The organism is Labrys neptuniae (assembly GCF_040797145.1).
Classification (GTDB): domain Bacteria; phylum Pseudomonadota; class Alphaproteobacteria; order Rhizobiales; family Labraceae; genus Labrys; species Labrys neptuniae.
On sequence record NZ_JBFNQD010000010.1, the window covers coordinates 34,960 to 50,539 of the forward strand.

15 protein-coding genes are annotated in these 15,580 nt (G+C 65.2%); all 15 read right to left on the reverse strand.

Annotation, left to right across the window (positions count from 1 at the left end; genetic code table 11):
• Nucleotides 1-7: 7 nt before the first annotated feature.
• Nucleotides 8-1,492, reverse strand: coding sequence for an MFS transporter (locus tag ABXS05_RS24220; protein WP_367625657.1), 1,485 nt, complete (start codon nucleotides 1,490-1,492; stop codon nucleotides 8-10).
• An 80-nt stretch (nucleotides 1,493-1,572) separates the two neighbouring features.
• Nucleotides 1,573-2,154: a TetR/AcrR family transcriptional regulator gene (locus ABXS05_RS24225; protein WP_311933144.1), complete on the reverse strand. Its 582-nt coding sequence runs from the start codon at nucleotides 2,152-2,154 to the stop codon at nucleotides 1,573-1,575.
• Between the two features lie 142 nt (nucleotides 2,155-2,296).
• Nucleotides 2,297-3,397, reverse strand: a complete 1,101-nt coding sequence (locus ABXS05_RS24230) for an amino acid ABC transporter permease (RefSeq protein WP_367625658.1) — start codon at nucleotides 3,395-3,397, stop codon at nucleotides 2,297-2,299.
• Entirely contained in the window at nucleotides 3,394-4,584 is a 1,191-nt protein-coding gene (locus tag ABXS05_RS24235) for an amino acid ABC transporter permease (protein WP_367625659.1), read from the reverse strand. The genes ABXS05_RS24230 and ABXS05_RS24235 overlap by 4 nt, the downstream gene beginning before the upstream one ends.
• A gap of 117 nt (nucleotides 4,585-4,701) precedes the next feature.
• The gene (locus ABXS05_RS24240) at nucleotides 4,702-5,745 is read right to left on the reverse strand and encodes an amino acid ABC transporter substrate-binding protein (RefSeq protein WP_068287298.1); all 1,044 of its coding nucleotides are present in this window, start codon (nucleotides 5,743-5,745) and stop codon (nucleotides 4,702-4,704) included.
• Between the two features lie 292 nt (nucleotides 5,746-6,037).
• Complete coding sequence (gene cysE / locus ABXS05_RS24245) at nucleotides 6,038-6,877, reverse strand: serine O-acetyltransferase (RefSeq protein WP_367625660.1); 840 nt, start codon at nucleotides 6,875-6,877, stop codon at nucleotides 6,038-6,040.
• 14 nt (nucleotides 6,878-6,891) lie between these two features.
• Nucleotides 6,892-7,641: an ABC transporter permease gene (locus tag ABXS05_RS24250; RefSeq protein ID WP_367625661.1), complete on the reverse strand. Its 750-nt coding sequence runs from the start codon at nucleotides 7,639-7,641 to the stop codon at nucleotides 6,892-6,894.
• Nucleotides 7,638-8,600: an ABC transporter ATP-binding protein gene (locus tag ABXS05_RS24255; RefSeq protein WP_311933130.1), complete on the reverse strand. Its 963-nt coding sequence runs from the start codon at nucleotides 8,598-8,600 to the stop codon at nucleotides 7,638-7,640. Before ABXS05_RS24255 ends, ABXS05_RS24250 begins: the two co-directional genes overlap by 4 nt.
• Entirely contained in the window at nucleotides 8,597-9,823 is a 1,227-nt protein-coding gene (locus ABXS05_RS24260; protein WP_367625662.1) for an ABC transporter permease, read from the reverse strand. Before ABXS05_RS24260 ends, ABXS05_RS24255 begins: the two co-directional genes overlap by 4 nt.
• Nucleotides 9,820-10,695 carry a glycine betaine ABC transporter substrate-binding protein OsmF gene (osmF, locus tag ABXS05_RS24265; RefSeq protein WP_367625752.1) on the reverse strand — a complete coding sequence of 292 codons (876 nt, stop codon included), beginning with the start codon at nucleotides 10,693-10,695 and terminating at the stop codon, nucleotides 9,820-9,822. Before osmF ends, ABXS05_RS24260 begins: the two co-directional genes overlap by 4 nt.
• Nucleotides 10,696-10,913: 218 nt before the next feature.
• Nucleotides 10,914-11,207 carry a hypothetical protein gene (locus tag ABXS05_RS24270; RefSeq protein WP_311933127.1) on the reverse strand — a complete coding sequence of 98 codons (294 nt, stop codon included), beginning with the start codon at nucleotides 11,205-11,207 and terminating at the stop codon, nucleotides 10,914-10,916.
• Nucleotides 11,204-11,971, reverse strand: a complete 768-nt coding sequence (locus ABXS05_RS24275; RefSeq protein ID WP_311933126.1) for an ABC transporter ATP-binding protein — start codon at nucleotides 11,969-11,971, stop codon at nucleotides 11,204-11,206. Before ABXS05_RS24275 ends, ABXS05_RS24270 begins: the two co-directional genes overlap by 4 nt.
• A complete protein-coding gene (locus ABXS05_RS24280; RefSeq protein WP_311933124.1) occupies nucleotides 11,971-12,990 on the reverse strand; it encodes an ABC transporter permease in 1,020 nt (339 codons plus the stop codon). Before ABXS05_RS24280 ends, ABXS05_RS24275 begins: the two co-directional genes overlap by 1 nt.
• A 9-nt stretch (nucleotides 12,991-12,999) precedes the next feature.
• Complete coding sequence (locus tag ABXS05_RS24285; RefSeq protein WP_367625663.1) at nucleotides 13,000-14,019, reverse strand: ABC transporter substrate-binding protein; 1,020 nt, start codon at nucleotides 14,017-14,019, stop codon at nucleotides 13,000-13,002.
• Nucleotides 14,020-14,211: 192 nt separating this feature from the next.
• Nucleotides 14,212-15,543, reverse strand: a complete 1,332-nt coding sequence (locus tag ABXS05_RS24290) for an O-acetylhomoserine aminocarboxypropyltransferase/cysteine synthase family protein (protein ID WP_367625664.1) — start codon at nucleotides 15,541-15,543, stop codon at nucleotides 14,212-14,214.
• Nucleotides 15,544-15,580: the final 37 nt, after the last annotated feature.

A 15,580-nucleotide genomic window follows, 5' to 3' on the forward strand; every position in this document is an offset into this window, starting at 1 on the left:
CCTTTCTTCAATCCGCGGCGGAGGGAACCGCCTGCGCGCCCACGGCCTCGCGTCGGCCGAGGCCTGCTGCAAGATAGGCGCCGACGGAGTGGCAGGCCGCGATGGCCAGCAAGGTCCAGGCGAAGGCATGGCCGATGCTGGCGGCGTCGGTTCTCGTGCCCACCAGGGTATAGAACAGCCCGCCCAGCACCGCCACGCTGATGGCGGCGCTCACCTGCAGCGTCGAGTTGACGATGCCGCCGACAAGGCCGGCGTGATGCGGCCCGACCCGCTCGACAATCGCCCGCATCATGGTCGGCATCGATGTTCCCATGCCCAGCCCGATGAAGCCGATGGCCGGCGCCATCAGCAGGAGCGGCGGCATGGTTCCGGCCGGAAAGCCCAGCACGAGCAGGGCCGTTGCGGCTGTGCCGAAGGCCGAGCTGGCGAAGCCGAAAGCGGGGGCGGAGCCACCGACCAGACGGCTGATCGTGGGGCTGAAAGTGGATCCGGCCAGGAACCCGGCCGAGAAGGGCAGGATGGCAAGCCCGGCTTCCCACGCGGTATAGCCCAGGGAGCCTTGCAAATAGAGCGAATAGGTCAGGAAGAAGGTCGCCATGGCATAGAGCGCGAGGATGGCGCTGATGCCGCGGACCAGGCCCGGCAGGCGGAAGATGCCGAGATCGATAAGGGGATCGCCGCCAGCCCTGGCGAGGCGCTGCTCGTAACGGCGGAAGAGTTCCACGAAGACGGGGGTCGTCGCCAGCATGACGATCGACCACCAGGGCCAGCCGCGCTCGCGGCCCTCGACCAGCGGCACCACCAGGCTGCTGAGTGCCAGGCTCGAAAGCACCACGCCGCCGAGGTCGAGACGAGGTCTGGTCTCGCCGCGCGTCTCGCGCAGCAGCGGGATCGCCGCGAGGAAAGCGACAAGGGCGATGGGCAGGTTGATCAGGAAGATCAGCCGCCAGCCGAAGCCGTCGAGATCGGCGCCAACGAGCGCGCCGCCGAGCAACTGGCCGATGATGGAGGACACGCCGAGCACGATGCCGTAGATGCTGAGGGCCCGCCCGCGTTCATGGGCCGGAAAGAGCGCATGGACAGAGGCCAGGGCCTGGGGCGCCATGGCGGCCGCGGCGAGGCCTTGCAGCATCCGCGCGGCGATCAGGACGGTGGGGGACCAGGCGAGGCCGCACAGGGCGGAGGCCGCGGCGAACCCGGCGAGGCCGGTCATGAAGATCGCCTTGCGGCCGAAGATGTCGCCAAGCCTTCCGCCGGTGATCAGAAAGACGGCATAGACCACGGCATAGCCGGAGATCACCATCTGCACGTCGGCGGCCGTGCTGTGGAGGCCGGTGGTGATGGCCGGCATGGCGACGTTGACGATGAAGAAGTCGAGGGGGGCCAGGAAGGCGCCTGTCAGCAGGATGGCCAGGGCCGACCAACGGCGCGGGTCGGGCGCCGGGCCGGCCTGTCGAACGATATCGGAGGGAGAGAGTGCCGAGTCTGGCATTGCAGAGCCTCGTTCTGAAAAGGATAAAATACGTACGAACGTATTATTTTGTGCGAAATACGATGCGTGAAGCCGGGGCATCAACGCAGGATGGAAGCGAACAGAAATTTCTTGAAGCGTTCGACCGGTGCCGCGCCGCGCTCCGTCTTGGCCGTCAGGAAGGCTCCCTGGAGCGAGGAGAGGATAAGGGCGGCGGCATCGTCGCAGTCGAACGCCTGCGGCAGGTCGCCAACCCTCACGGCGGCCTCCAGACAGTAGCGCATGGCACGCCGGCTCTCGGCGAAGATGTCGAGCAGTTCAAGGCGGATCGCCTCGCTCTCGCTGCTGGATTCGGCCGCGAAATTGCCGAACATGCAGCCGCAGCGCATGCCGTTCTGCTTGAAGCGCTCTGTCCTGGCGTCGATATAGGCGCGGATGCGCTGCAGCGGCGGCTGGTTGTCGTCCAGCAGCGTCTTGTGGGCATCCTCCCGCTTTTCGGCGCGATAGAGACCCAGCACCTCCAGGCCGAAGGCTTCCTTGGAGGTGAAATGATTGGTGAAGCAGCCCTGCGGCACGCCGGCCGCACGCACGACGTCACGCACACTGGTAGCGTTGTAGCCATGCTCGTGGATCAGGCCGAGCCCGGCGACGAGGAGCTTTTCACGGTTCGATGCGCGTGCCATTGCGCCAATATGTACGACCGTATTATTTTGTCAAGAATAGATCGCTGTGTGATTGGTGTGCCGGTCTTCAGACCGGCAATTGTGGTCCAAAGATGCCGGTCTGAAGACCGGCACACCGATGGCCGTCATCGCAACCCGCGGTTTACTTGCCCTTCGCCTGGTGGCTGGTCGATGCCTTCAGGCGCCGTTCGAGCCACAGGCTGTAGCGCGAGGCTGGAAAGCAGATCAGGAAATAGACGAGGGCCGCGAAGGCATAGGCTTCCGGATAGCAGTGCGGCCAGATCTGTTCATTGGTGGCGGCCGTGTTCCTGACGGCGGTCAGGAAGTCGATCATGCCGATGAATCCGATCAGCGGGGTGCTGAGGAGGACGCCGATGCCCAGATTGACCAAAGGCGGGATGATGGCGCGCAGGGCCTGCGGCAGGATGACGAGGCCGGTGGTTTGCCAGTAGCTCAGGCCCAGCGCCCGTGCCGCCTCGCTCTGCCCGGCCGGCAGGGCCTGCATGCCGGCCCGGATTACCTCGGCCAGATAGCAGGCGATGAAGAGGGTGAGGGCGACCTCGACGCTGAAGAACAGGTTCACGTCGAAATAGGGCAGCGCCATCGGCACGATCAGGCTGGAAACATAGAGCACCACCAGCATCGGCATGCCGCGCACGATTTCGATGAAGCCGGTGCTGACCAGCCGCACGCCGCCCATGCTCGAGCGGCGCCCGAGGGCGAGGGGAATGGCGATCAGGAAGGACGAGGCATAGGCGATCGTCCAGATCAGCATGGTCAATGGCAGGCCGCCCCAATCATTGGTGGAGACGGTGATACCGGAGAAATATCCGCGCAGTAGCAGGCAGGTGAGGAGGGGCACCGCGATCCAGGCAAGGATCAGGCCGCGTCCCCAGAAACGCGGGATGGTGCTGAGGCCGGCCAGGCCGAACATCAGCACCAGGCCGAGGATCGGGCGCCAGAGGAGGTCGGACGGGTAGGTCCAGAACAGCATCAGCTTGAGATTGACGCCGACGAAGGCCCAGCAGGCACCCCCATTGACCTGGCAATCCTGCGCGGTGCCGGACCACGTCGCTCGGATGAAGGCCCAGTCGACCAGATGCGAGCCGACCCAAGCGATCAGGGCCAGGACGACGAGTGTGATCGTCGTGTTGAGAGGCGAGGAGAACAGGCCCGCCTTGAGGGTCTGCCAACGCCGGCTCGAGCGGATCCGTGCTGCATCGGGGAGGGACATCGAACTCATTTGGCGATGATCCCGCGCTTGGCCAGGCTGCGATTATAGAGATTGATCAGATAGGAGGTCGGCATGCTCACGGCCAGGAAGACGGCGACGAGCACGATGATGGTCTCGACGGCGTTGCCGGTGTTGTTGGCGCTGGTCTTGATGATGGCAGTCACCTCGGTGAAACCGATGAGGATGCCGAGCGTGGTGTCCTTGGTGAGGTCGAGATAGCTCGAAGTCATCAGGGGCGTGATCACCCGCATCGCCTGCGGCATCACGATGAGGCGCATGATGCGTCCGCGCGGCAGGCCGATCGCCCGGCCGGCTTCCCATTGGCCGACATTGACGGATTCGATGCCGCTGCGCACGCTTTCGGAGATGCTGGCGGAATAGTAGATCGTCAGTCCGACGAGCATGGCGGCGAATTCCGGCGTCAAAGTAATGCCGCCGCGGATGTTGAAGCCTTGCAGCACGGGCAGATCCGGCGTGAAGGTGATACCGGCGACGAAGATCCAGGCGAGTGCGATGGCCGGAAAGAGTGCAAGCAGGCCGAGGAAGCCGAGAGCCGACAGGGGATGCTGCAGGCGACGGATGAAGGCCCTGGCAGCGAAAGCGAGCAGCACCAGCACGGCGGCCAGCAGCCACAGGCTTTGGCCATTGCCGATCTCGACCCAGGGCAGGAAGATGCCGCGCACCGACAGGAAGGTTGAGCTGAAGGGCTGCAGGGCTTGCCTGGTGGGTGGCAGGGCCTGGGTCAGGGCGATCCAGAAGAACAGTTGCAGGGGCAGGGGCGTGTTGCGGATCAGCTCGACATAGGCCTGCACGAGGCGGGAGAGAAGCAGATTGCCGGAAAGGCGGGCGATGCCGAGAGTCGTGCCGAGAGTGGTGGCGAACAGGCAGCCGAGCACGGCGAGCTTGAGCGTGTTGAGCAGGCCGACCGCGATGGCACGCGCATAGCTGTCGCCGGCCTGGTAGACGAGCAGGCTTTCGGTGATGTCGAAATTGGCCGGCTGCCAGAGATAGTCGAGCCCTGGCGCCATGCCCAGGCGATGCATGCTGGCCAGGATGTTGTGGCAAAGGAGGCCGAGGACCAGCGCCAGTGCGGCGATCAGCAGGAGCTGGCCATAGGGATGGGCGCCCCACCAGAGACGGATCTTGCCGACGGGGCCGGGCGTGTCGGGGGAGACTATGCTGATCGTATCGGCCATGAAGAGATCCCATGGGGGCGGGTCTTCTCAGCTCCATCAAATGATGGAGCGGGACCCGCCTGGAACCGGCTCGCTTGCCGGCAAGGAGAGGCGGGTCTGAAGACCCACCCCCCTTTATTATCGGAAGGGCGGCGAATAGATCAGGCCGCCCTGGGTCCACAAATTGTTGAGGCCACGCTCGAAGCCGATCTTGGTGCTCTTGCCGAGATTGCGCTCGAAGATCTCACCGTAGTTGCCGACCTTCTTGATGATGTTGTAGGCGAATTTCGGATCGAGCCCGATGGCCTGGCCGAGCGAGGGATCGACGCCGAGGAAGCGCTTGATGGCCGGGTCGTCGCTGGTCAGGAAAGTGTCGACATTCTGGCTGGTGATGCCGAATTCCTCGGCCTGGATGGTGGCATAGACCGTCCAGTTCACGATCTCCAGCCAGCGATCGTCACCGCCCAGCACCGCCGGCGCCAGGGGTTCCTTGGACAGGCGCTCGGGCAGCAGCACATATTCGTCCGGATTGGGCAGGGCGGCGCGGCGCAGGCCGAGATCGGTGCCGTCCTGCGTCAGCGCGTCGACACGGCCGGAGGTCAAGGCCTGGGTGAAGGTCGCCGTATCCTCGATCACCACGGATTTGTAGGTCTTGCCGGTCTTCTTGAAGAAATCGGCGATGTTCTGTTCACCCGTGGTCCCGCTCTGCACGCCGATGGTGGCGCCGTCGAGTTCGGCCGCCTTGGTCACGCCCAGCGACTTCTTCACCAGGATGCCCTGGCCGTCATAGAACACCACCGGGCCGAAGTGGAAATTGAGCTTGAAGGCACGGGTGATGGTCTGGGTCACCGCCGAGAGCAGGATGTCGAACTGGCCGGCCTGCAGAGCGGGCAGACGCTGCTGGGGCGAGGAATTGGTGAACTCGACCTTGTCGGGATCGTTGAACACGGTGATGGCGAGAGCCCGGCCGAAATCGACGAAGAAGCCCTGCCAGCGGCCATTGGCGTCAGGCGCAAAGAACCCGGCCTGGCTGCCGACGCCGACCTTGATGACGCCACGCTCCTTGATCTTGTCGAGCGTGGGGCCTGCCTGGGCCGGTGCCGCTGCGATGAAGCCGGCTGCGAGCGCCGCGATGGCGATGCCGGCGCTGCGCGTGAAGCCGCGTTTGACTGAGTTCAGCATGAAAGTCCCTTTCATTCCCTGCCGGTCGATATCCACGGCAAGGCGCCCCGTTGCTCTCTTGTTTTACCAGCCTGGCGGCATGCGCAGAGGCCGATGGTTTTCGGAAGGATGTCGTTGCTTCGAGGCATGATCGGGCGATTGTACCGCGATGGCAAGATCGGCGGCGACCGCCCCAATTCCTGTCAGCTGTTTCATCCATTCAGCAGAATGTGATCGTAGAATGATTTATTACACACTGTCTACTGGTTTTATAAACTAATAAACAGCGTGAAATTGGGTGTTGTGCCCTGCCTCAGAGGCCGACATCGAAGAAGATCTGGTCCATCGTCCGCCCCGGATCGGCACCCGGCGTATCCCCGATGATCCGGGCCGGCACGCCCGCCACGGTCTTGTGCGGGGGCACCGGCGCCGTCACCACCGAGCCGGCGCCGATGCGGGCACCTTCGCCGATCTCGATATTGCCGATCAGCTTGGCGCCTGAGCCGATGAGGACGCCCTTGCGGATCCTGGGGTGACGCTGGCCCGAGCGGATGCCGCTGCCGCCCAGCGTCACCGATTGCAGGATCGAGACGTCGTCCTCGATCACCGCCGTCTCGCCGATGACGATGCCGGTGGCGTGGTCGAAGAAGATGCCACGCCCGATCGGAACGGCGGGGTGGATATCGACCTGCAGCACCTCCGAGACACGGCTTTGCAGATAGAGTGCGAAATTGCGCTGGTCCTCCTGCCAGAGCCAATGAGCGAGGCGATGCAGTTGCAAGGCGTGGAAGCCCTTGAAGTAGAGCAGGGGCTCCAGATAGCGCTTGCAGGCCGGGTCGCGCTCGAGCACGGCCTGGATGTCGGCACGGATAGCCAGGCAGATGCCGGGATCGGCCGCGATTGCTGTGCGGAAGGCATGGTGCAGCACCGAGGCCGGCATGTCCGGATGCTCGATACGCTGGACCAGGCGCTGGATCAGGGCGTCCTCGAAGGAGGCATGATCGAGCACGCTGGCATAGAATTGCGTGGCAAGCTGCGGCTCGGCGGCAATGGCGTCCTGCGCCTCGTCCACCAGCCTCTCCCAGATCAGGTCGGATACGGCGCCCGGCCTTCCGGTCCGGCGCGAGAGCTTGCTTCGATGCGAGGCATTCATGATGGCCCCTCCGATCAGCGTATGCCGGCCGTGCCGGTACGCTTGGCGAGAGAGCGCTCGAGGCTGCCGAGCGCATCGTAGATGAGCACGGCCAGGAGCGCGACGAGGACGCCGCCTTGCAGGATATAGGCGGTGTTGGTGGTGGTGATGCCGGCCATGATCACCTCGCCGAGGCTTTTGGCGCCCACGGTGGAGCCGATGGTGGCCGTACCGAGATTGACCACGAAGGAGAGCCTTATGCCGGTGAGGATCACGGGGAGGGCGAGCGGCAGCTCGACCTTGATCAGGCGCTGCCAGCCGGTCATGCCCATGCCGCGGGCCGCATCGAGCGCGGTAGGGGGAACGCTCCTGAGGCCGGCCATGGTGTTTTCGAAGATCGGCAGCAGCCCGTAGAGGGTGAGGGCGAGCAGGGTAGGCTCCGCCCCGAAGCCGAGCGAGGGCACCGCGATGGCGAGCACGGCGATCGGCGGAAAGGTCTGGCCGATATTCACGATGGTTCGCGACAAAGGCAGGAATTCGGCGCCGGCCGGTCGGGTCACGAAGATGCCGGCGAGCAAGGCCAATGTCCCGCCGATGAGGGTGGAGACGGCGACCAGGCCGAGATGGCTCAAAGAGAGGAACAGCAGGCTGCCCTGGCGATAGACCGGCGGCGCCCCATTGTCGTTGAGCGGTGCCAGGATCGGCACGAACAGATCCGTGTCGAACAGCAGGAGCAGCAGCAGGACGAGAGCGAGCGCGCGAGCGCCGTAGCCGAGCCACTTCATGCCGGCGTATCCTCGGCGCGATGCGCATCGGCTCCGGCCAGGTCGAGGATGGCAGGCAGGGTGATGCGCCCACGCGGGGTGCCGTCGGCCGCCGTGACGGGCAGGGCCTGGGCCCGAGCCCACAGCAATTCGGAGAGGGCGTCGCGCAATGTCGCATTTTCCTGCACGGGCTTGCCCTCGGCAGTGCCGGGTTGCACGGAATCGGCGACTTTGAGCAAAGAGAGCAGGCGCAGCGAACGGTCGGGGCCACCGATCAGGCGCTCGACGAAACCGGGCGCCGGGTTGGTGAGGATCTCGGTCGGCGTGGCATATTGCAGGAGCTTGCCGTTATCCATCACGGCGATGCGGTTGCCCAGCAGCATGGCCTCTTCCATGTCGTGGGTGACCAGGACCACGGTGATGCCGAGGCGGCGCTGCAAGGCGAGCAAATCGTCCTGCGCCTTGGCGCGGATGATCGGATCGAGCGCGCCGAAAGGTTCGTCCATCAGCAGCACGGCGGGTTCGGCCGCCAGCGCGCGGGCGACGCCGACACGCTGCTGCTGGCCGCCGGACAATTGGTGCGGCAGCTTCTCGGCGTAGAGGGCCGGGTCGAGATCGAACAGGCGGAGCAGTTCGTCGACCCGCCTGGCTGTTCGAGCCTGGTCCCAGCCGAGCAGGCTCGGCACGGTGCCGATATTGCGTGCCACCGTCCAGTGCGGGAATAGGCCGTGGCCCTGAATGGCGTAGCCGATGCCGCGCCGCAGTTCCTCGCCCGACAGGGTGGAAGTGTCCTGGCCGTTGATCAAAACGGTGCCTGAGGTCGGCTCGATCAGCCGGTTGATGATGCGCAGCAATGTGGACTTGCCGCTGCCGGAGGTGCCGACCAGCACGGTGATCGTGCCGCGCTCGATGGTAAGCGAGACGTTGTCGACGGCCAGCTGGGAGCCGAAACGACGGCTGACTTGCCTGACTTCGATCATGCGTGCCGTCCTTTGAGTATGTCGACGAGTGCATCGAGGATGATGGCTGCCGAAAAGGCGAGGGCGATGGTGGGAATGGCGCCGAGCAGGACGAGATCGATGGCGGTGGCGCCCATGCCGTTCTGCACATAGACGCCGAATCCGCCGCCGCCGATCCAGGCTGCGATGGTCGCGAGGCCGATATTCTGCACCAGCACGATGCGCACGCCTGTCAGGATGACGGGGAAGGCGAGGGGCAGCTCGACCTGGAACAGGCGCTGCCACTGGGTCATGCCCATGCCGCGGGCGGCGTCGACGACGTTGGGAGAGACGGAGTCGAGGCCGATCGCCGTGTTGGAGACCACCGGCAGCAGGGCATAGAGGAAAAGGGCGATCAGAGCCGGCGACGAGCCGGTGCCATGCACGCCGACGGCTTCGATGAGGGGATAGGTCTTGGCCAGGTAGGTCAGAGGGGCGATCATCAGGCCGAACAGCGCCAGGGACGGGATCGTCTGGATCATGTTGAGGGCCGGCAGCACCACGCCGCGCAGCCCCCGATGGCGCTGGCAGACGATGCCGAGCGGCAGGCCGACGACCAGGGCGCCGAAAAGCGAGGCCAAGGCGAGGGTGACATGCACCGCGGCATTCGCGGCAAAGCCCGAACCGTTGGTGGCATATTCCTTCATGATCGACAGCCCGTTCCAGTGGCCGGAGAACAGGAAGGCAAGAAAGACCGCAAGCGTCAGCACGAGCGCGAGCACCCGCTGGGCTGGCCGCAGCGACAGCTTGACCAGCGCGTCCGTGAGCAGGATGGCAAAGGAGAAGGCGAGAAGCCAGAAGCCGGCGGCGGGCCCCACCCGTGGCCTGATATTGCCGGGGGGAATCAGGACCCCGGGTACCAGGCCGATCAGCACGGCAAGGATTAGTAAAGCACTGGCGGCCACCACCAGCCGCAGGCGCGGATCGGCCCGGCGGAGGAGCGCGATCAGCCCCAGGACGAGCAGTGCGAGGCTGACCCAGGCAAGACCCGCAGGAAGTGCCTGGATGAAGCCGATGCCCTGGGCCTGGCCGATGCGACTCGGCCGGAAATTGGCAAAGGGCAGCGCCAGCGCCGCGGCGGCGATCAGCGCCATCACGACGCCGAGCTTGTCGAAGCCCGAGGTCAGGGCACCCGTGCCCGTGACGGCGGGGGGCGCCGGGAAAGCGCTCTTGTCGGCGTGAACATCCCCGGCGCTTGAACTCACTTCACCAGGCCCTTCTTCTTCAGATAATCGGCCGCGACATCCTTGGCCGCCTCGCCATCGACCTGGATGCGGCCGTTGAGCTCCTGCAGCGTGGTGAGGTCGAGGCTGGCGAAGACCGGCTTCAGCCAGTCGGCGATCTGAGGATGGGCCTTGAGCACGGATTCCCGAATGACCGGTGCCGGGGCGTAGACGGGCTGCACCGACTTGTCGTCGTCGAGCACCACGAGATTGCCGGCTGCGATGCCGCCATCCGTGCCGTAGACCATGGCTGTGTTGACGCCGTCCGTCTGCTCGGCGGCTGCCTTGATGGTGGCTGCGGTGTCGCCGCCCGAAAGCACCACGAGCTGGTCGGAGGAGAGCTTGAAGCTATAGGTGGTCTGGAAGGCGGGCAGGGCGCCGGCGCTGTTGACGAACTCGGCCGAGGCGATCAGCTTCACCTTGCCGCCGCCGGTGACGAACTTGCCGAAATCGTCGAGCGACTTCAGCTTGTTGGTATCGGCCACGTCCTTGCGGATGGCGATGGCCCAGGTGTTGTTGGCGGGCGCGGGATCGAGCCACACCAGCTTGTTGGCGTCGTAATCGAGCTTCTTGGCCTCGGCATAGCCTTTGGCGGCGTCCTTCCACAGGCCGTCATCGGCCTTATTGAAGAAGAAGCCGGCATTGCCGGTATATTCGGGATAGAGATCGATGTCGCCGGCTACCAGGGCCTTGCGCACGATTGGTGTGGTGCCCAGGCCCACGCGGTTGTTGACCTTGAGGCCATTGGCTTCCAGGACCTGTACGATCAGGTTTCCGAGCAGATTGCCTTCGGTATCGATCTTGGAGGCGACGGTGACGTCGGCGGCCTGGGCCATGCCAGCGGTCGCCATCATGGCGGCGGCGGCCGCTGCGGCTGTCAGCCGGTGCACCCTCTTGCCGATGAGGGAGCGGAGGGGAAGCGAGAATGGCATCTTGTGATCCTCTTGGTGTCCTTTGAGCGACGCCGGAAGCTGGAAGGGCTGTGCCGGCGGCCGATGATTCAGATTCTGAAGTTGAGCGAAGCCCCGCATCTTGTTGATCCGACTCCGGAACGCGCGCCGGCAGTCTTGGTTCAGGCGTCTCCTGCCGTCCCCGTCGCGAGGCTGGCGCACAGGGCGGCGACACCGATCCACAGGCTCGCCGACCAATAGGCGATGATGGCCAGGGGATGGGTGCTGCGGCACAGCGATCTCGCAAGCTGGCAAATATCGCTGTTGCTGACAAGGCAGAGCCCGGCATCCGGGAGCGAGAGGTAATTGTAGCCGATCACATCCTGATAGGTAATCCACCACCAGGCGAGGGACAGCGCGACGATACCAGCCCCGAAGATCTGCAGAAGGCGGGTGAAGGCGGGCAGGGCACTCATGAAAGCTGCAATCCGAGCGCCTGCAGGATCTCCCGACGCAGATGGACCAATTCCGTATCGTCGCGATGGCGCGGATAGGGCTTGTCGACGGCAAACTCCGCCTTGATCCGTGCGGGCCTGTCGGAAAACACGATCACGCGGGAAGCAAGCAGCAGCGCCTCTTCGACGTCGTGGGTTACCAGCAACGCCGTGAAGCCCGTACGTTGCCAGAGCGACACCAATTCGTCCTGCAAAGCGAGGCGCGTCAGGGAATCGAGCTTGCCCAGCGGCTCGTCGAGCAGCAGCAGGGAGGGATCGTGCACCAGCGCCCGCGCCAGCGAGGCGCGCTGCGCCATGCCGCCCGAAAGCTGGTGGGGATAAGCGTCGGCGAAGCGCTCGAGCCCGACCAGCGACAGGGCCTGGCCGATGCGATGGCGCTGGCGGGCGAGCACGCCGCGCGCCTCCAGCCCCGCCGCGACGTTCTTGCGGACCGTCAGCCAGGGAAACAAGGTCGGGTCCTGGAACACCAGGATACGGGCGGGATCGGGGGCCGTGACCGCCTGGCCGTCGGCCAGGATGGCGCCGGCAGCGGGCGGCTCCAATCCGGCGATGAGGCGCAGCAAGGTCGACTTGCCGCAACCCGAAGGGCCCAGCAGGGCAACGAATTCACCCGGTTCGACCTTGAGGTCGACGCTATCCAGCACCGGCAACTCCGCACCCGAGAGGTCGAAATGATGGCTGACGCCGTGGACGTCGATGCCGATGCTGTGGCTCGAGGCAGCCATCAGATAAAGCCCTTCTGCCAGGTGAGGAGGTGATCGCGTATGACGAAGAGCAGCTTCACGATGCCCGCGCAGATCACCGACATGATCAGCAGCGTCGCGTAGACATTGGCATAGCCCGAATAGGCGGTCTGGAACTGGATGTACCAGCCGAGCCCGTATTTCGCGCCGAGCATCTCGGCCACCACCAGCACTGCGAAGGAATAATAGAGGCCCATGAACAGGCCGACGAAGACATGCGGCAGGGAGGCGGGAATGGCGATGTTGCGGATCAGGTACCAGCTGCCGGCGCCGAAGATGCGGCTGACGTCGTAATAGGCCCGGTTGACCGAGGCGACGCCGGAGGCCGTCAGGATCGCGACGGGAATGCCGGAGGCCAGTGCCACGATGAAGACGCTGGCATCGAAGGTGTTGGGGAAGAAATAGAAGGTGCAGGGGATCCAGGCCGTGGCCGGAACCGGGCCGATCAGCTTCAGCACCGGCATGCCCCAATAGCTGAACCGCTTCGACCAGCCGAGCGCCACGCCGAGCCCATAACCCACCGCGATGCCGCAGAAGAAGCCGACGGACCACAGGCGCAAGGAATAGGCGATGCAGATGAGAAGGCGCTGGCTCTCGGTGACATAGACATGGAGCAGGCCGTGCGGCGGCGAGAAGAAAGGCTTGGGCAGCCAGCCGGTCTTGGCCGTCGATAGCTCCCACAAGGCCAGCCAGACGCCGATGGCGACGAACCAGGGGCCATAATGCTGGAGCGTGCGTCCCGACCCGCCGAGGCGATGGACGGTGAAGGCCACCACCAGGAAGATCAGCGCTGCCGTGCCGGTGATGGCGGCGAACAGACCGGCACTGCCCCACGGCACCACGTCCGGCAAGCCGATCGTGATGGCCGCCGTGGCGGCCAGGGTCACCGAGGCCAGGAGCCCATGCTTCCACACGCTGCCCCACAGGCTACGCAGGGATGCCTGTGACGGGGGCGCCGCCTTGAGGAGTCCGGGATTGGGGGCGCGCAGGGTATCGCTCATCGCGAGGCCTCAGGCGAGCAGGTTGATGGTGACCCGCTCGGCGAACTCCTTGGGATCGGTGGTGGAATCGAGCACCTTGACCAGTTTGAGGTCCTCGGCCGCCAGGCGGATCTGGTCGACCAGGGGCTGGCCGATCGGGTGGTTGTGATAGACTAGCGTTCCCAAGATTTCGGTGAGCTGGGCCGCCGTCAGGCCGGCGGGCTTGAGCGTGTCGAAATACCATTGCGCCACTTCGTCGGGATGGTTGGCGGTGTATTCGTGGATTTCGATATTGGCTTCGGCCAGGCGCCGCAGGCCATCCTTGTTGGCCTCAAGGAAGGGGCCGTTGGCACCGAGGACGCAGCAGGTGTGCCCCTCGTAGAAGCCGGTTTGGGTGTCGGCGATCTTGACGAAATCGAACTGCTTTTCGATGGCCCAGGCCCAGGGATCGAGATGGGCGGCAAGCTCGACATCGCCCCGGTTGAGCGTCTCGCCGACGAGCTCGAAGGGCACGGCCTTCCAGGTCACGTCGGTTTCAGGGTCGAGACCGGCCTTGGCGAAGCTGACCTGGAAGGCGACCTGGGGCGGGGCACCGATGCCATAGGTGGCGATGGTCTTGCCCTTGGCGTCGGCCAGCGTCTTGATGCCGGAGTCCTTGCGCGTGAGCAGGCGCTGGCAGCCGCCATGGGAGCCGACGAAGAGCTTGACGTCGAAGCCCTGCTCCAGGGGCTTGAGCCAGTCGCCGATCAGGCCGGCGCCGGCATCGGCCTTGCCGGTGGCAAGCGCCTGGATCAGCGTCTGGCCGCTGGCACCCTGGTAGAACAGCTCGACGTCGAGATTGTGCTTGGCGTAGATGCCCTTGGCCACGCCGAAGCCGAGCGGGGAATGGCAGGCCGCCACCTCCGTCCAGGCCAGGCGGATCTTCGGCGCCGGCGCTGCGATCGCTGGCGAGAAGATGCGGCCGCCGACGGCGGAGAGAGAGGCGAGGGCACCGGCCGCTCCGGCCAGTTTGAGGGCCTTGCGGCGCGAGAAAGCGGGAAGTCTGGACATGGGTTCCATCCGTGGCCGGCTGCTTGGGGCTGATCCATCGATCAACGAAACGAATTGGCTCGACGTTTGTCATTGCCGGGCTTGACCCGGCAATCCAGTTTCCCTTCCACACGTCGAAGACGGAGGCTCCTGGATGCCCGGGTCAAGCCCGGGCATGACAAAGGTGGTGGTTCATTATTCCCGGACCATGTCTCAAGCCGCCTTGCGCTCCGCCGCGTCGTGCTCACCTTCGGCAGCGGCCAGGGCCTGGGTCAGGTCGGCGATGATGTCGTCCGGGTGCTCGATGCCGATGGACAAGCGCACATAGCCGGGCGTCACGCCGGTGGCGAGCTGGTCTTCCGGCGTCAGCTGCTGATGGGTGGTCGAGGCCGGGTGGATGGCGAGCGAGCGGGCATCACCGATATTGGCGACGTGGTAGAGCAGCTTGAGTGCGTCGATGAAGCGTTTGCCGGCCTCCACACCGCCCTTGAGCTCGAAGCCGACCAGGGCACCATAGCCGCCCTTGAGATAGGCCTCGGCGCGACGGCGATTCTCGTCCGACTGCAGGCCGGGGAAGATGACGTGGCTGACGGTGGCCTGCTTGGCGAGGAAGTCCGCCACCTTGACGGCGTTCTCATTGTGCTGGCGCAGGCGCAGCGGCAGGGTTTCAAGCCCCTGCAGCAGCTGGAAGGCGTTGAAGGGCGACAGGGCCGCACCGACGTCGCGCAGCAGCTTCACCCGCACGCGCAGGATATAGGCGATCGGCCCGAGAGGCTTGGCGGCCTCGGTCCAGATCGCGCCGTGATAGGCCTCGTCCGGCTGGGTCAGCAGCGGAAAGCGGTCGGCATGGTCCTCCCAGGGGAAATTGCCGCCATCGACGATCAGGCCGCCGATGGAGGTGCCGTGGCCGCCGATATATTTGGTCGCCGAATAGACCACGACGGCGGCGCCATGTTCGAGCGGGCGGGCGATCAGCGGCGCGGCGGTGTTGTCGACGATGAGCGGAATGCCGAGCGAGCGGCCGATATCGGCGATCTCGCGGATCGGCAGTACCTGCAGCTTGGGATTGGGCAGCGTTTCGGCGTAGAAGGCACGGGTTTTGTCGTCGCTTGCCCGGCGGAAATTCTCCGGATCGGAGGGATCGACGAAGCGGACTTCGACGCCGAATTGCTTGAGTGTCGAGGCGAACAGGGTCCAGGTGCCGCCATAGAGGTCGGTGGACGAGACGACGTTGTCGCCGGCCTGGGCCAGATTGAGGATCGAATAGGCCGAGGCCGTCTGCCCCGATGAGACGGCCAGCGCGGCCGCGCCACCTTCGAGGGCGGCAATGCGCTGCTCCAGCGCGTCGGTCGTCGGGTTCTGCACGCGCGTATAGATATTGCCGAGTTCCTCGAGTGCGAAAAGACGCGCGGCGTGTCCGGTATCCTGGAACTGGTAGGAGGTGGTCTGGTAGATCGGCACCGCCACGGCGCCGGTGGCCGGGTCAGCGCGATAGCTGCCGCCATGCAGAGCAAGGGTCTCGAAATGTCGGGAATCGGTGGTCATGCCAATGGCTCCTGAAGCGTGGCTTTGAAGATCGAAC

What these genes read in the sequence shown, in the direction of transcription:
- ABXS05_RS24230 (WP_367625658.1), bottom strand. Translation starts at nt 3,397, where the DNA reads ATGAGTTCGATGTCCCTCCCCGATGCAGCACGGATCCGCTCGAGCCGG.
- ABXS05_RS24275 (WP_311933126.1), bottom strand. Translation starts at nt 11,971, where the DNA reads ATGGCTGCCTCGAGCCACAGCATCGGCATCGACGTCCACGGCGTCAGC.
- ABXS05_RS24220 (WP_367625657.1), bottom strand. Translation starts at nt 1,492, where the DNA reads ATGCCAGACTCGGCACTCTCTCCCTCCGATATCGTTCGACAGGCCGGC.
- cysE (WP_367625660.1), bottom strand. Translation starts at nt 6,877, where the DNA reads ATGAATGCCTCGCATCGAAGCAAGCTCTCGCGCCGGACCGGAAGGCCG.
- ABXS05_RS24290 (WP_367625664.1), bottom strand. Translation starts at nt 15,543, where the DNA reads ATGACCACCGATTCCCGACATTTCGAGACCCTTGCTCTGCATGGCGGC.
- osmF (WP_367625752.1), bottom strand. Translation starts at nt 10,695, where the DNA reads ATGATGGCGACCGCTGGCATGGCCCAGGCCGCCGACGTCACCGTCGCC.
- ABXS05_RS24225 (WP_311933144.1), bottom strand. Translation starts at nt 2,154, where the DNA reads ATGGCACGCGCATCGAACCGTGAAAAGCTCCTCGTCGCCGGGCTCGGC.
- ABXS05_RS24250 (WP_367625661.1), bottom strand. Translation starts at nt 7,641, where the DNA reads ATGAAGTGGCTCGGCTACGGCGCTCGCGCGCTCGCTCTCGTCCTGCTG.
- ABXS05_RS24285 (WP_367625663.1), bottom strand. Translation starts at nt 14,019, where the DNA reads ATGTCCAGACTTCCCGCTTTCTCGCGCCGCAAGGCCCTCAAACTGGCC.
- ABXS05_RS24255 (WP_311933130.1), bottom strand. Translation starts at nt 8,600, where the DNA reads ATGATCGAAGTCAGGCAAGTCAGCCGTCGTTTCGGCTCCCAGCTGGCC.
- ABXS05_RS24270 (WP_311933127.1), bottom strand. Translation starts at nt 11,207, where the DNA reads ATGAGTGCCCTGCCCGCCTTCACCCGCCTTCTGCAGATCTTCGGGGCT.
- ABXS05_RS24280 (WP_311933124.1), bottom strand. Translation starts at nt 12,990, where the DNA reads ATGAGCGATACCCTGCGCGCCCCCAATCCCGGACTCCTCAAGGCGGCG.
- ABXS05_RS24235 (WP_367625659.1), bottom strand. Translation starts at nt 4,584, where the DNA reads ATGGCCGATACGATCAGCATAGTCTCCCCCGACACGCCCGGCCCCGTC.
- ABXS05_RS24240 (WP_068287298.1), bottom strand. Translation starts at nt 5,745, where the DNA reads ATGCTGAACTCAGTCAAACGCGGCTTCACGCGCAGCGCCGGCATCGCC.